Origin of the sequence: Lacrimispora indolis DSM 755, assembly GCF_000526995.1 — a bacterium.
Taxonomy (GTDB): domain Bacteria; phylum Bacillota; class Clostridia; order Lachnospirales; family Lachnospiraceae; genus Lacrimispora; species Lacrimispora indolis.
In genome coordinates, this window is record NZ_AZUI01000001.1 from 1,097,134 (window position 1) to 1,112,072 (window position 14,939).

Below are 14,939 nucleotides of genomic sequence, written 5' to 3' on the forward strand. Positions count from 1 at the left end.
GAAAAACGGTTATTAAAGCATTCTTTGTTCTATTCCTTTACCTGCAGAAAACAAATCTTCTCAATTTTCAGTGAAACTGTGTCATCGTTCATACTTTGTTTAAATTTCATTCAAAAACCTTTTACACAAACAACATGATTTCTTCATGTTTCATGGATATACTTTAAATGTAAAAACAAATTGCTTATAAGATTTTTTTTCATAATACTCGAGCTGATAATTTATTATCAGCTCTCCTCCCTTTTTGAAACAACTTTTTGAATGGCATATTGCATGACCAGCTCTTAAGGGCAGCCATGCAATACGCCATTTTTCTATGTACATCCCATATGATCCAGAATAAGTTTTGTAATTAACTGCCTTCTATAATCCCCCCAGATTCACAAGCCCCGGAAATTGGATACAGCTTTCAAAAAGGCTTGCCGCTCCCACCTGGATATTGTCATAGGTCTTAAAAAAATATTCGCAGGTAGCTGTGTTGATGAAGGCTGTATATTTCGTGTAATCATAAGTATTCAGCCTTGTTATGACAGCACCTTTTGGTATGGTAACACTTTCCATTATATGAAAACATGAGATCACCGCTTCCATCCGGTCTTGAGGTGTTGGAATAAATGATTTTAAATAAGCGGTTCTGACGAATCGCTCCGGAGATGTAAAGCCTCCCGGCAGAAGTTGGGTGCCTCCCGCCTGTCCAAATGGCGTCAATCGGACATTTCCCCAGCAAGCCTCCTCGGGCTGATAGGGCGTCGCTCCCATGTAATTTCTTAAGTTAGTCATGTGCCAGTGAAAATCAGGGCTGTTGGTCATAACACCCATTGGATTTGGAATCAATTCTATCCCCTTTTCCGTCAGCTCAATGACAACGCACTCACCGCTGCGGTCCACCGCGATCCAGTGCAATGGTGCAACAGTCTGGGTTACCGGATCCTCAAAGCCCACGATTGAGATATTTTTTAGCATCTCCTGTAAATCATTGATATTTGCACATCTTCCCAAAATATAATGAAGAAAATCAAAGGATACTATCTGTTCCCTTGCCCCGGCCTCCGGCATGGCATCGTATTTTGCATAACCGGCAAAATAAAGGGCTGCCGCCGCAAACCCCATTTCATTTACCCCGTCAAAGAAAGCAAGAGTTTCTTCCAGTTCCTGTCCAATACCGATAAAGCTGTAGGCATTATGGATTTTTTCCATACTTAAAACATTATCCCATTCATAATCCTTTGGAACAATGTAAATATGAGGGTCAATATCATAAGAAAAATCCATATTTCTTCCAAAAAAAGTCTCTCCTTGCCGGGACTTTAAGGTGAGTGCTGTACACATACAAACTACCTCCCATTTTGTAAACTGCTTACTTATTTATATGGGAGCCTGTAATTTTTATGTATGTAAAATAAGAGGAAACAAAAGCCCGGCCAATCTGCCAAGGGGCAGACTGGTCCAGGCTTTCAATTATAGGGACTGCAGCGCTTTTTTTAATTCCTCTATGCCTTCTACAGGCTTCATACACGCTCCGTTACGGCAGATATAATAATTACTGCCAGCAGGAGGGACCGGATAATCCGCTGTAAAAGGAGCAGCATCTGACAGGGCTTTCTCATTCAAAGGCGTTTTTAAAAGCACACTCATCTCCGGCGTCCGGATCTTTTGTAAGTCCTGTATTTCCTTTAATATAGAATCTTCAGCGGAAACACATACAATTTCAGTGGACGGATAAAGAATTCCCTGAAATGCCAGCAGCGAAAAACAATAGTTCGCAGGGCTTTTCTTTACCTCCTGTGTCAAAAAAGAAATCTGCTTTTCAAGAACGCTCTGCCATTTTATTTTCCCGGTCAGATGATAAAGTTTTTCCAGCACATAGGCTGCCACAGAGTTTCCGGAGGGAAGGGCTCCATCATATAGCTCTTTGGGCCGGCTGATCAGCTTATCCCTGTCATGAGCATACATATAAAAGCCGCCTTTAGCCTCATCAAAAAACAGTTCCAGCATCTTTTCCGATATTTCAGAAGCAATATTAAGATACCTTATGTCATAGGAAGCTTCATAAAGTTCCAAAAGACCAAAGGCATAGAAGGCGTAATCGTCAAGCTGCCCGTCGTGAACTGCATGGCCTTCCCTGTAGCGGATAAAAAGCCTTCCTTTATCAGAGGTCAGATTCCTCTCTATAAACTGTTGTGATTCCTTAGCTCCATTCAGACACCAGTCATCTCCCAGAACCTGATATGCTTTTGCAAGTGCTCCTATCATAAGCCCATTCCAGGAAGTCAGTATCTTATCATCTGTGTGAAGGACTGTTCTTGTTATCCGGTAATCATAAAGTTTTTTACACAAATCTTCTAATATTTTGCTTCCAGTATGGTAATTCTCATTTTCAATGAGGTTTGGAATATTTTTTCCTTCAAAATTTCCTTTTTCTGAAATTCCAAACCATTTGCAGAATTCTTCTGCATCATCCTTAAGAACCTGTTTGATCTCTTCTTTTTGAAAGGTATAAAACTTTCCTTCAACACCTTCGCTGTCAGCATCCTGACCGCAGTAAAATCCACCCTGCTCATCAGTCAGCACCTCCCGGATGTAGCGGATAATTCCCCTTGATACCCCGGCGTAAAGGCTGTCCCCGGTCATGGCAAATGCTTCCGTATAGGCATAAAGCAGCAGTGCATTATCGTACAGCATTTTTTCAAAATGGGGTACCAGCCATTTCTCATCGGTGGAATAGCGGGAAAAACCGCCTCCAATGTGGTCATATATTCCGCCCCTGTACATCTGCCTAAGGGTCTTTTCCCCTGCCAGAAGAGCGTCTTTATCCTTTTCAAAATAATGATGTCTTAAGAGGAAAATCAGATTGTGGGCCATGGGAAACTTGGGAGCACTTCCAAAGCCTCCCCATTTCTCATCAAAGGACCGTTTTAATAAGCTTGCCGCCGATAAAAACAAATCCCTTCCTGGTTCTTTTCCCTCATTTTCTGAAGGAGTTTCTTCCTTGTTCAAATATCCGGTTATTTCATCTCCTGCTTCCAGCAGCCTGCTTTTCTCATTTTCCCAAAGCTTCCTGATGGAGGCAAGAACATCCAGCAGTCCGGCAGAGCCCCATCTTGAATATTTAGGCAGATAGGTCCCGGCGTAAAAAGGCTTTTGTTCCGGCGTCATAATGATCGTAAGAGGCCATCCCCCGGAACCGGTAAGGGCCTGACAGACTGACATATATACCGAATCAATGTCCGGCCGCTCTTCCCTGTCCACCTTTATGGCCACGTAATACTTGTTAAGTACCTCCGCCGCCTCCTGGTCTTCAAAAGATTCATGAGCCATTACATGGCACCAATGACAAGTCAACTACAGCAGACAAGTTACGAATACCCAATAGATAGGAAAACAGGCTTATCTTCTTGCCTCGCTTTCTCAAATGCTTCTTCCCCCCATGGATACCAATTCACTGGATTATAAGCATGCTGCAGCAGGTAGGGAGATTTTTCTTTGATTAATCTATTGGGTGTTTCTTTATAATTGTCCACAAGACCACCCCCTTTCAGAATTGCATATATTTGGAATTTACTTTTTATTCTGATAGCGTCCCCATTTCTATCCTATATTATACTTTCTCAAATGGCGGGGTACAAGTCATTTCCGCAGACATTGTTTGAACGAACTCTTATTTCTTTACCAAGAACAAGCCGGCCTTTCCTTGTTTTCGTTTTACCCATAATTGCAATAAGAGGGAGGGTAATGTATAATGTTGAATAAATGCAATAACTTAGGAGGCTGCCATGAAACATTTCCATTATTCTAAGAGAGCAGTTGTTGTCCTGCTCTCATTTATGCTTCTGTCCATACTTAGTGCCTGTTCCCAAAACAACAGCCGCACTTTCACTACACCAGCCAGTTCCGAACCTTCTTCCAACGAATCTGCTTCTTCTTTGGCATCAAGCGAAAAACCGTTACAGCTATCTTCCAGTCCAATCATTTCAGAAGATCAGACGAGCAGTGTTAAATCTTCATCCGGAGATTACAAAATGTTACTGTATACAGAAGTACCCAATAAAAACAGCACTATAAAAATTCAATATCCAAGTTTCTCCGGCAATGATTCAGATGCGTTAAACACATTAATCTATGATAAAGTGCAAAGTTTTGCAAAAATTGATACATCTCTATTCTCCGGTGATACCGGCTTAACCATTGACTATCAGTCCGCAGTTACATTGCAAAACAGTAAAATAATCAGCATTGTTTTTTGGGGATCGGGTTATGCTGAAAGCAGTGCATATCCTGCCAGTAACCTGATTCCTCTTAATATAGACCTTCAGTCTTTGAAAGAGATCACGCTCAAGGATTTATATACAACCGATGCAGATTTTGAAAAGGTGTTTTTTGATAAGGCTTTCTTCCCCACGGATCCGGTAACCTCATATGATGAAGCAAGTTTTCCGGAAATGCTTAAGCTGCAGTCGCCGGAATATCAAACAGCTGACCCTTTCAGCATACCGGATAATGTTTCCTGTTTTCTTAAGCCTGACGGCCTTGTGTTGAGTATGCCGGCTGTACATGCAACGGGATCTGATCACTTCGAAGCTCAGCTTCAATCCAGTGATATACAGCAGTTTTATTTGCCCACACAGAATTATTGGGAAAATTGATTGCTTCTGGCCTATGCAAACCTTATTATCACAGGATTTAGTCCCATACCAGTATATTTATAAAATGCCTTTCTATCTATTTATTCTTAATCCGGTTAACCCGTTCAACCAATATGATCATAACTACAGCAAATATCATCAGGTAGAAGGGGTATAGCCGGATCGTCACGTATTCTGCTATAACTCCCATCAAAAGAGGCATAAGGGCGGCTCCCACGTAAGCACACGCCATCTGAATGCCCATAATAGCCTGTGATAATTCTTTGCCAAAATTCTCCGGGGTCTCATGAAGCAGGCAGGGATATACAGGGGCACAGCCTATTCCGATCAAAATGAATCCTGCACACAGAAATATGTTTCCCTGAACCAGCAATACCGCCAGGATGCCCAGGATCATAATTCCCTGTCCTATGCGGATCATTTCTTTATTGGATAATTTCATGGCAGCAAAACCATTTAAAAACCTTCCAGAAGTGATGCCAAAGAAAAATAAAGAAGCCCATTTTGCCGCTGTGTCCGGTGAAATTCCTTTTTCCATTACCATATAGCTGCTGCTCCACAGCCCAGTGGTGGATTCCAAGGCGCAATAGCAAAAGAAAGCAGCAAGGATAGGCTTTGCTCCTTTAAGCTTAAGCAATTCTTTTATGGTTAAATTCGGCTTATCCCCGGTTTCTTCCTCAGTTTCCTGACGGCTTTTCCTCCAAAGAGGAAGTGAAAATACCAGCATTGCAGTCAATACCATTTGAATAATAGAAACAGAACGGTATCCCATGGACCAGGACATGCCCCCGGTCAGGAAATGCCCCATAATGTAAGGACCAAGGGTTGCCCCGACACCCCAAAAGCAATGAAGCCAGCTCATATGCCTGGCCTTGTAATGAAGAGCCACAAAATTATTCAAGGCTGCATCCACGGAGCCGGCTCCCAATCCATAAGGAACCGCCCACAGGCACAGGGCCGGAAAAGAGGGAGAAACGGAAAATCCCCACAAGGCTGCGGCAGTCATTCCCACACTGACGGCAGTCACTTTGCCTGTACCGAATTTTTTAATAAGCCGGTCGCTGTTTAAGCTTGAAATAACAGTGCCTCCTATTATAATCGTAGAAATAATACCCGCATAGGACAGAGGAACCTGAAGCTGCCGGTACATGGTAGGCCATGCAGATCCAAGAAGCGAATCCGGTAATCCAAGGCTGATAAAGGATATGTAGATAATGACAAGTAATATAGATAGCATGTATGGTTCCTCCTGCAATATAGTTTATCTGAACTTGCAGAGCAAGTGAGGATAAAAGGGCGGCAAAATGGTGTAATAATGGTTTGCATTTCATTTGATGTTTTGATATTATAACATGGTATATAAGTATTTTCCTATATAATACTACTAAAATCTGATATTATCCTATGATGTTCTTATTGTAGTCTCATTTAAATCCGGGAGGGATTTGTTTTGGAACCCTATTTGCTGTCATCTCAAAAACAGGATGTAAACCATGGAACCATCCTTTCACCCTATGCCCATTACCACTGTATCATGCCGACGGTTTTGCCTGACGTATTGCTTCACTGGCATGTGGAAGCTGAAATAACTCTAGTTTTAGAAGGGAGCGCCATTTATAAAATCGGAGAGGAAACCTTTCAATCCCAAAAAGGGGATTTCATCTTTGTGGCTCCTAACACACTGCATTCTGTCCAGCCTTTGCCTGGCATCACCCATATTTCCGATACCTTGGTTTTTCATCTGGACATGCTGGGATATTCTCTTATGGACCAATACAGCCTGGCTTATCTTCATCCCATATACAGCGGTTTTCTTCGCCCTCTTTCCCATATGAGCCAGGATCATCCCTTATATCCGGATTTCTCTGATTGCATCAGCCAGATCTTTCTTTGTGTAAAAAATAAAGATATGTATTTTGAAATGGCCCTAAAGGAAAAATTACACCATCTTTTTTATCTGTTATTTCAGCATCAGTGCTTTACAAATCCGGATACTGCGGTTCCCATTCCTGCACACGTTGATAAGGTAAAAAAAGCAGTAAAATATATTCAGGAGAATTATCAGAAATCCATTTCTGTCTGTGAATTGGCAGATTTATGCTATTTCAGCAAAACCCATTTCATGAGCTTTTTCAAACAGACTGTGGGAATTACCTGCGCGGAATATATAATCCAGCACCGCCTTAAAGTAGCAGCAAGCCTTTTAAGGGCAACCGGGTTATCTATTTCAGATATTGCTTTTGAAAGCGGATTTCACAATCTGTCCAATTTCAACCGTAAATTCAAAAGCCATTATCATGTGACACCGTTGGAATACCGCAGGCAGCAGATCATATGATCCGTTATAAGAACAATAAATTTACAGCAGCCATATAGTTTTCCGGTCAATCCGCAATAAACCCGGGTGTTTTTTAGTTTCCCGGTTTCACACTAATACAGAGAAGGTGCGGTTCCGCATCCAGGAACCGCACCTTCATTGTATTTTCATATTCACCCATCTGACGCCATAACAGCTAGAATAAATAAAAATCAATCTTCGTTCAATTCTTCTGCCTTATCAATAAATACGATTCCATCCAGGTGGTCTATTTCATGGCAAAGGCATTTTGCCAGAAAATCAGAAGCATGTATTTCAACTTCACAGCCATTCTCATCCAAAGCTTTTACAACAACAGATTGGGGACGGCGGACCTTCCCCCACCAGCCGGGAAAGCTTAAACAGGCCTCCGGCTCAAATTGTTCCCCTTGTGCGGATAAGACCTCCGGGTTAATAAGCTTTCTTACACCATCTCCAAGGTCAATAACAACTAATCTTCTCAATATTCCTATCTGATTGGCAGCTAATGCCCCGCCATTGGGAGTATTATGTAACGTTTCGACCATGTCATCAAGAATCGTCCGTATCCGGTCATTGACCTGTTCCACTGGTTTGCTCTTTTTCCTTAAAATGCTGTCATCAAAGGTTCTGATCTCTCTCAACGCCATTTTTTATACCTCTACTTAAATCTGCACGAGATTTCCTTTCACTTTCTTCAAATAAAAAAACACGCTCAATCGGCTCATGAAATACCTGTGCGATGTCATAAGCCAGCCAGATAGAAGGTTCATTTTTTTCTGTTTCCAATGCATTTATAGCCTGGCGGGAAGTGCCCACAAGCTGTCCTAATTGCTCCTGGGTAATGCCAAGCTTCTCACGTAATTCCTTTATGCGGTTTTTCATAATTCCCCTTTCTGAATGTAATGTTAACCTTACAACCAGTATATGATATTTGAAAGAATATGTCAAGTTTACCTGACATATTCTGTTATGCCTTCCGGTCATTTCCTGCATAAGGTCAGAGGCATATCTCATTCACAGCCCATTTTCGCCATTCACATGAATCAAATGGCTTTTTAACAGCACATGTGGTAAACTTTAGTCAAACATTTGAATGCAGCTTGCCGGAAATAACAAAAATTTAACGAGGTAAAGGAATGGAAACTATAGAAAAGAAGTTGACTGTACTGTCACGTATTGCAAAAGAACTGAATCAGAAAAATGTCACATGGGCCGTCGGAGCCTCTGTGCTGTTATATTTCAAAGGGATCACAAGGGAATTTCACGACATAGACATCATGGTTGCCGAGGAAGATGAGGAAACATTAAAAGGTGTTTTATTATCTTTGGGAAATCTTCAGCCGCCTGCTCCTAATACCGGCTATAAAACAAAATGCTTCCTGGAATTCAATGTTGACGGTGTTGATGTTGATGCAATGGCTGGTTTTATCATTGTCAGCAAAGATAAGGAATACTATTTCCCTTTAAAAAAAGAAAATATCCATGATCACACGGAGGTCCATGGAATTACAGTTCCTTTGCAGTCACTGGAGGAATGGCGTAATTACTATGAATTGATGGGACGAGTCGAAAAAGTAAAGATGATTGATGACAAAAGCCCGCTCACGGATTCCCTATCCGGCCTTGTGTAAGCGGGCTGACTTCATTCATTTTCAGGTATTATTTTCGGAATAATAAAATTTCGTCTATTAAGCCATATTCCTTTGCCTGCTCAGCCGTCATATAATAATCCCGTTCCATATCCTCCTGGATCTTTTCCAGCGGCTGGCCTGTAAGCCTGCAGTATATCTCATTAAGCTTTCCTTTTGTTTTTTCAAGCCACTCACTGTGGATTCTGATATCCGTAGCCTGTCCCTGCAGGCCGCCGGATATTGACGGCTGGTGGATCAGCACTTCACTGTTTTTCAGCGCAAAGCGTTTGCCCTTTTTCCCTGATGCCAGAAGCAATGAGGCCGCACTTCCCGACTGGCCTATGCTGATGGTGGAAACATCACACTTGATGTAGTTCATGGTATCCATGATGGCGAGCCCATCCGTTACGGAACCGCCGGGACTGTTGATATAAAAGTTAATATCCTTATTGCAGTCAGCAGATTCCAAAAACAGCATCTGCGCTATGATCAGGCTTGCCGTGTCATTTGTCACCGAGCCGTTAAGCATGACAATACGGTCATTTAACAGTTTGGAAAAAATATCATAAGAACGCTCTCCGTGGGTTGTCTGTTCAATTACCATGGGGATAAGATTGTTCATATTGACCTCCATGGGCCGTTTATGCGGCCATATTTGTGATTTTATTAAAGCGGCTGCTGAGACTGATCACATCATCTGTATTGATGCCATGCCTTCTCCGGTATTTCCCCGGCGTCAGCCCATAAATCTTAAAAAAAGCCCTTGAAAAGGATTCCTGAGAAGCATACTGATATTCCAGAGCAATATCAATGATCGGCTTTTCTGTCCGGATAAGCTCTTCCGCGGCTTTTTCCATCCGCCTTCTGGTTATATATCTGGAAACGGATTCCCCTGATAGTTTGTGAAAAATTCTATGATAGTGATATTTTGACAGATAAGCCTTTTTTGCAAGATCGTCAAGATCGATCTTGCTGTTTAAATTCTCCTCAATATAGTTAAGTGAATCCCGCACTTTTGAATGATAATCCATATACCTGCTCCTTTCCCAAAATATATTATCATTATATACTCTCCAGAGAATTAATTCTTGATAATCTTTGCTTAAATTTGCCGGTTTTTTTCACCATATACACAGAACCTTTCAATCCACTCCTGACATGAACTGTGGTATTGTGTCCATGCGTATGGTATGATAACTGCAAACGGAAACCCTGAGCCAATAAGGAGAAGCAATTTTATGAACCTTGAAATAACCGGCAAAATTAAAGAAGAAGAAGATAAGGAAACCATTTACCAGGGCTTATTGAGCTATAATTTAGCCAAATTGGCAGTAAGCTTTTAAAACAGGCAGAAGAAACGGCAAAAGAACGAGGATGTCAGTATGTATTTCTGGATACGTTCAGTTTTCAGGCGTCTGTCTTCTATGAAAAGCAGGGGTACAAAAATGTGTTTACATTAGAAGAATATCCTGTAACAGGAAAACGATATTATTTTACTAAAACTTTGTAAAAACCATTCATAATGTCATTTGTTTCAATAAACGGGAGGAGGAAACATCATTGAAGAACGTTCATAGAATAGAATTCCACACAGGGAGCAAAGAAGAATTGTTGCCTGATTTTACACCTGATTTTCCATACATTGCCTCCTGCTCCCAATTGGATCAATTCATGGGACGTTTTGTTCCGTGGCATTGGCATAAACCCGTGGAACTGTTCTACATGGAAAGCGGGAAAATGGAATATTGTACGCCAAAAGGAACGGTAATATTTCCCGCAGGTTCCGGCGGAATGGTCAATTCCAATGTGCTTCACATGGCAAGGCCTCAGGCGGAATCAGAAAAAAACATTCAGCTCCTTCATCTTTTTGACCCTTCTTTCATAGCCGGGCAGCAGGGAAGCCGCATCGAGCAAAAATACGTTACTCCAATCACCGCAGCCCCTCAGATTGAAATCATCGCACTATATCCTAGTGACCCGGTACAGGGAAAAATTTTAGATACCATTCATGAATCTTTTCATCTTTCTGAGAATGATTTTGGATACGAAATAAAATTGCGGGAGACATTATCTGACATCTGGATTCAGCTTCTCGCCGTGTCCCGCCCCCTGTTAAAGGAAAAGGGAGATTCCGGCAAAACAAATGATAAAATAAAATCAATGATGGTCTTTATCCATGAGCATTATGGAGAAAAGATCTCAATTCCAGAGATTGCCGCCTCCGCTTTTTCCAGCGAACGGGAGTGCTTCCGGATATTCCATGACTGCCTGCACATGACGCCGGTGGAATATATGAAAACCTACCGTTTACAAATGGCCTGTCAAATGCTGGCAAACACCAGGGAAACGATTACGTATATAAGCCATGCATGCGGATTGGGAAGCAGCAGCTACTTTGGAAAGGTCTTTCGGGAGTACATTGGCACCACGCCCCTGGAATACCGCCGCAGATGGCAGAATAATGATATATAACGGCAGAAATAATATATTTATTCAAGTGAGATTGCACTATAATGATACCTGTAAGGGTGATAGGGCAATCTTTTTTTTAAATTCATTGCTGTCACCATATGACCACTGTTTTTTACAATGGAGGAGTTGTAATGGTAAAACTGAATGTCTTGAATATGGATAACTTTTTACAGACAGTAAATTCGTGCAGTGACGCGGTCAATTTGCTGTACCCGGACGGGAGAAAAGAAAATATCAACAAACAGTATGGAATCCAGAACGAGCTGCTGCATAAGTACAGGGAAAATAAAAATTGCCTTTGTCTGTCACTGGATATTCCGTCTCCAAAGGATTACATGAGCATTATCTCATACTACACTGGAGATTGCTGACAATTTGCTTGCAAGTATTTCATCATAAGGGGGTCTGACCGTTTTTGGTCAGACCCCCTCCCCATTTACAGGCAGATGTTTTACAGTGCCTGTCTTTCTGTATTTCCAGGAACCGTTACCTCCTTCATCAGGAAGAACAGGGCAATGATATTGGGAAGGGCCATCAGCCCATTCCAGATATCGGAAAATTCCCATACAGTCTCCAGCTTTGCCAGGCACCCAAGGAATACGGCCCCCAGATAAAGCAGGGTATAAACCTTTCCTCTTAAAATGCGCTGTAAGACATAGAAGGATCCGCGTTTTTTTAGGCTTTCCGCTAAATATACGGCAGCCTGGCGCCCCAGATAGTACCATGCAATGATGGTTGCAAAGGCAAAAATCAGCATGGCGCCTGATACCACATATTCTCCCAAGGTGCCTAAGCGTTTTGAAAAGCAAAATGCTGTCAAAGCCGCCCCGTCATAGCCGGAACCCGCGGCATCCCCTTCCGTCATGCACAGGATCACAAAGGCTGTCATGGTACAGATCAAAATGGTGTCAAAAAACACTTCAAACATGGCCCACATTCCCTGCTGTTCCGGAGTCGTATCCTCTGCCGCGCCGTGAAGGACTGCCATACTTCCAAGCCCTGCCTCATTGGAAAATACTCCCCTTGATACGCCGTATTGCAGGCTTTTGCTGATTTGATAGCCTGCTGCCCCGGAAAAGACGGATACCGGGCGGAAGGCATCCTGGAGAATACATTGAAATATGTATGGAATCTGATCGTAGCAGGACATGATCACAACCATGGAAAACAGCATATAGGCTCCGGCTGAAATGGGAATCAGTCTTTCGGAAACAAAAGCAATCCTTGAAATCCCCCCCAGAATCACCAATAACACGATTCCCGTAAGCAAAATCCCGATGGGAACCGGCGGAAGGCCAAAGGAGTATTCAAGAGTTTCCGCAATGGAATTGGACTGTACCATGCTCCCCATTCCAAGAGAAACCATGATACAGAGAAAGCTGTATATCATGCCAAGCACAGGAAGCTTAAGCCCCCGTTCCAAATAAACCATTGGCCCGCATATCCAGGCGCCGTTTCGGTCCTTGTAACGGTAACGGATCCCCAGCATGGTCTCCGCATAACCTGTCATCATGCCGATTGCGGCAGAAACCCACATCCAGAATATGGCTCCAGGCCCGCCGGCCGTCAGTGCGGTAGCCACACCTGCAATATTCCCGGTCCCAATAGTAGCTGCCAGAGCCGTACAGGCTGTCTGGAATTTCGTCACTTCCCCCTTATCTTCCGCCTCATCCTCCTGTATACTTCCAATGGTCTTTTTCCACCAAAAAGGGAATTTTCTGATCTGAAAAAATCTGGTTTTTACCGTAAAAAAGATCCCGGTCCCCAAAAACAAAACCAAAAGCCACGGCCCCCATACCAGTTCATGTACACGATGTATCATAAGATCAGCTCCTGAACGCTCTCCTTAACACATATTCGTCCCAACCGCCCAGTATGAAAATTTCCAATCATTTTTATACAAAATAAAATTGACTGTGGTATAATCTTCATATAAGCAATGAGCAGTGCGAATTAGAACACAAAAAAATTTTCGTCGTGCCCGCACGTAAGAAAATTTTTTTGCGTTCTAATTCATAGGGCGAATGCCCGTGAGCGAACGAATCCGCAGGATTCGCGAGTTGCACTGCGGATTCACGAGCTGCACTGCGGATTCGCGAGCTGCACTGCGGACTCGCGTGCTACAATAAGTATCCACGAGCTGCACTGCACCCCCCAAAAAATACGAGGTGAACAATATGCCCGGTTTTACCACTCACTATCTGCTGGGAGTCAAAGTTTTTAATGACATGCCCAACACCCCTTTAAAGCGTATAATCTCCAAATACCGCTGGCTATATCAGCTAGGCCTTCAGGGACCGGATATGTTTTTTTACAATATACCCATTCTTCGTCACAGGGATTACCGCAACGTAGGCTCCTATATGCATGAAAACCATGTACACGATTTTTTTGTTTCCTGCCTAAACCATTTATCCCAAATCGAGTCCAAGCAGCAAAGAGAGCAGGCCATTTCCTATATGAGCGGCTACTTCTGCCATTACATCGGCGACTCCATCTGCCACCCTTACGTGTACGGCAGGATCGAATATGACGTAAAAAACTCCGGCAACTATCATCACGGGCTACATGCCATGCTGGAAAATGATATTGATGCACTGCTATTAATGAAATACAAAAGGAAAAAGCCATCTCAATTTAACCAGGCCGCCACCATCTGCTTAAACGGCCAGGAGATGCAGTTCATCTCCAGCTTTTTGTCAGTATGCATCAACGAAGCCTACTACCCGTTAAACTACCGAAATAACTTCCGGGTAACCTCCAAGATGGTATCCCGGTCCATTCTGGCGATGCGTTTAGGCTGCCGGACCCTTGCAGATCCCTCCAGCCGCAAGAAAAACAGCATTGAATTCATGGAATCTCTTTTTCTGCGCACGCCCCTTGCTTCCCGGAAGCTGGTTACAGACATTCCGCCGGATCCTGTTGTCACCATGAATTTAAACCATGAAACCTGGTGTAATCCCTGGAACCGCCGCCTTGCCTCCCAGGCCTCCTTTCCGGAACTCTTCCACCAGTCCATGGCCAAATGCAGTGACGTGTTCTATCTTCTGAACGAAGAACTGACCTCAACGGTCCCCCTAAAAAGCCTGGACCACAATAAGCTTTTAAAAGAGCTTGGCAATTATTCCTACCACAGCGGTCTGTCAGTTGACCCATAACCGTATACATGAGAACAAGCATAAATAAAAAACATGGCTGAGGCCCGGTTTTCATACCACGTCCTCATCCATGTTTCTTTTTTCCGCTCTCTGCAAACTATTGGTCTGACTCCGGCTCTTCGGTTTCTTCAGTCTCTTCATCTGCCTCTTGATCCTCAGTGGCAGGCTCCATGATAACTGCACCTTCCTTTGGAACAATTTTTTCATCAGATCCCTTAGGGATGTCCATATCCACCAGCCAGTACTTTTCTTCCTTCATCGTGTAGTCCGGCATTACGATAAGACGCAGATCATAATCCTTGAAAAATCCGCCGTAAGAGGTATCGCTTGATTTTTCAAAGGAAAAATCCTGCATAGCCGCTTCATCATTTAAGAACCGAACCGCCGCATCGGCAAAAGTGACTGCCTCTTCGGGAGTGGTTCCTTCTTTTACAATCAAAGTCAAATCAATGCTTTTCTTCTCCTGGTCCACGCTGTAATTGACACTTAGCGCCATAGGATAATTTTCGTTGTCCACAAATTCCTCGTCCATATCATTTCCAATCTGAGTCCAATCCAGAACAATCCCTTGCTGAGTTTCAAAAACAGGCTCCGCCGGACCTCCAGAAGCAAGAATATTGCTTTTCGTACAGCCGGTCAGCAACATCACCGACATTGCGCATATCATTAGAGCTTTGTTCTTCATCATAATCTCCTC

At 43.0% G+C, this 14,939-nt stretch carries 17 protein-coding genes; 7 read left to right on the plus strand and 10 right to left on the minus strand.

Features of this window, described 5'->3' with window-relative positions; genetic code table 11:
- Nucleotides 1-363: 363 nt before the first annotated feature.
- The 3 genes from K401_RS0105305 to K401_RS33915 form a co-directional block, all read right to left on the minus strand.
- Nucleotides 364-1,329: a choloylglycine hydrolase family protein gene (locus K401_RS0105305; RefSeq protein ID WP_024291983.1), complete on the minus strand. Its 966-nt coding sequence runs from the start codon at nt 1,327-1,329 to the stop codon at nt 364-366.
- A gap of 129 nt (nt 1,330-1,458) precedes the next feature.
- Nucleotides 1,459-3,318 carry a thioredoxin domain-containing protein gene (locus K401_RS0105310; protein WP_024291984.1) on the minus strand — a complete coding sequence of 620 codons (1,860 nt, stop codon included), beginning with the start codon at nt 3,316-3,318 and terminating at the stop codon, nt 1,459-1,461.
- A 38-nt stretch (nt 3,319-3,356) separates the two neighbouring features.
- Nucleotides 3,357-3,521, minus strand: coding sequence for a DUF255 domain-containing protein (locus tag K401_RS33915; protein WP_166435255.1), 165 nt, complete (start codon nt 3,519-3,521; stop codon nt 3,357-3,359).
- Nucleotides 3,522-3,773: 252 nt separating this feature from the next.
- Here K401_RS33915 and K401_RS0105320 point away from each other — a divergent pair, with 252 nt between their 5' ends.
- The gene (locus tag K401_RS0105320) at nt 3,774-4,643 is read left to right on the plus strand and encodes a hypothetical protein (RefSeq protein ID WP_024291985.1); all 870 of its coding nucleotides are present in this window, start codon (nt 3,774-3,776) and stop codon (nt 4,641-4,643) included.
- Between the two features lie 76 nt (nt 4,644-4,719).
- Here K401_RS0105320 and K401_RS0105325 read toward each other — a convergent pair whose 3' ends face one another.
- Nucleotides 4,720-5,880 carry an MFS transporter gene (locus tag K401_RS0105325; protein WP_024291986.1) on the minus strand — a complete coding sequence of 387 codons (1,161 nt, stop codon included), beginning with the start codon at nt 5,878-5,880 and terminating at the stop codon, nt 4,720-4,722.
- Between the two features lie 213 nt (nt 5,881-6,093).
- On the opposite strand from K401_RS0105325, the gene K401_RS0105330 reads away from it, so the two are divergent.
- Nucleotides 6,094-6,981: an AraC family transcriptional regulator gene (locus K401_RS0105330; RefSeq protein WP_024291987.1), complete on the plus strand. Its 888-nt coding sequence runs from the start codon at nt 6,094-6,096 to the stop codon at nt 6,979-6,981.
- Nucleotides 6,982-7,172: 191 nt separating this feature from the next.
- On the opposite strand, the gene def is transcribed toward K401_RS0105330, so the two are convergent.
- Nucleotides 7,173-7,628: a peptide deformylase gene (gene def, locus K401_RS0105335; protein WP_024291988.1), complete on the minus strand. Its 456-nt coding sequence runs from the start codon at nt 7,626-7,628 to the stop codon at nt 7,173-7,175.
- Nucleotides 7,600-7,863 (minus strand): helix-turn-helix transcriptional regulator, encoded by a 264-nt coding sequence (locus K401_RS0105340; RefSeq protein WP_024291989.1) that lies wholly within the window; start codon nt 7,861-7,863, stop codon nt 7,600-7,602. Before K401_RS0105340 ends, def begins: the two co-directional genes overlap by 29 nt.
- Before the next feature lie 254 nt (nt 7,864-8,117).
- Here K401_RS0105340 and K401_RS0105345 point away from each other — a divergent pair, with 254 nt between their 5' ends.
- A complete protein-coding gene (locus tag K401_RS0105345) occupies nt 8,118-8,612 on the plus strand; it encodes a nucleotidyltransferase domain-containing protein (RefSeq protein ID WP_024291990.1) in 495 nt (164 codons plus the stop codon).
- Between the two features lie 28 nt (nt 8,613-8,640).
- On the opposite strand, the gene K401_RS0105350 is transcribed toward K401_RS0105345, so the two are convergent.
- On the minus strand, nt 8,641-9,234 hold the full coding sequence (locus tag K401_RS0105350) for an ATP-dependent Clp protease proteolytic subunit (RefSeq protein ID WP_024291991.1): 594 nt from the start codon (nt 9,232-9,234) through the stop codon (nt 8,641-8,643).
- Between the two features lie 19 nt (nt 9,235-9,253).
- Entirely contained in the window at nt 9,254-9,643 is a 390-nt protein-coding gene (locus tag K401_RS0105355; RefSeq protein ID WP_024291992.1) for a helix-turn-helix transcriptional regulator, read from the minus strand.
- A gap of 293 nt (nt 9,644-9,936) precedes the next feature.
- Here K401_RS0105355 and K401_RS34045 point away from each other — a divergent pair, with 293 nt between their 5' ends.
- From K401_RS34045 to K401_RS0105370, 3 genes are all read left to right on the plus strand, one after another.
- On the plus strand, nt 9,937-10,122 hold the full coding sequence (locus tag K401_RS34045; RefSeq protein ID WP_084493073.1) for a GNAT family N-acetyltransferase: 186 nt from the start codon (nt 9,937-9,939) through the stop codon (nt 10,120-10,122).
- Nucleotides 10,123-10,172: 50 nt separating this feature from the next.
- Nucleotides 10,173-11,084: an AraC family transcriptional regulator gene (locus K401_RS0105365; RefSeq protein ID WP_024291993.1), complete on the plus strand. Its 912-nt coding sequence runs from the start codon at nt 10,173-10,175 to the stop codon at nt 11,082-11,084.
- 131 nt (nt 11,085-11,215) lie between these two features.
- On the plus strand, nt 11,216-11,455 hold the full coding sequence (locus tag K401_RS0105370; protein WP_024291994.1) for a hypothetical protein: 240 nt from the start codon (nt 11,216-11,218) through the stop codon (nt 11,453-11,455).
- Between the two features lie 80 nt (nt 11,456-11,535).
- Here the strand turns inward: K401_RS0105370 and K401_RS0105375 are convergent, their stop codons facing one another.
- Nucleotides 11,536-12,906: an alanine/glycine:cation symporter family protein gene (locus K401_RS0105375; RefSeq protein WP_024291995.1), complete on the minus strand. Its 1,371-nt coding sequence runs from the start codon at nt 12,904-12,906 to the stop codon at nt 11,536-11,538.
- A gap of 355 nt (nt 12,907-13,261) precedes the next feature.
- Between K401_RS0105375 and K401_RS0105380 the strand changes: the two genes are divergently transcribed.
- Nucleotides 13,262-14,242, plus strand: coding sequence for a zinc dependent phospholipase C family protein (locus K401_RS0105380; protein WP_024291996.1), 981 nt, complete (start codon nt 13,262-13,264; stop codon nt 14,240-14,242).
- A gap of 97 nt (nt 14,243-14,339) precedes the next feature.
- On the opposite strand, the gene K401_RS0105385 is transcribed toward K401_RS0105380, so the two are convergent.
- Nucleotides 14,340-14,930, minus strand: coding sequence for a hypothetical protein (locus tag K401_RS0105385; protein ID WP_024291997.1), 591 nt, complete (start codon nt 14,928-14,930; stop codon nt 14,340-14,342).
- Between the last annotated feature and the right edge of the window lie 9 nt (nt 14,931-14,939).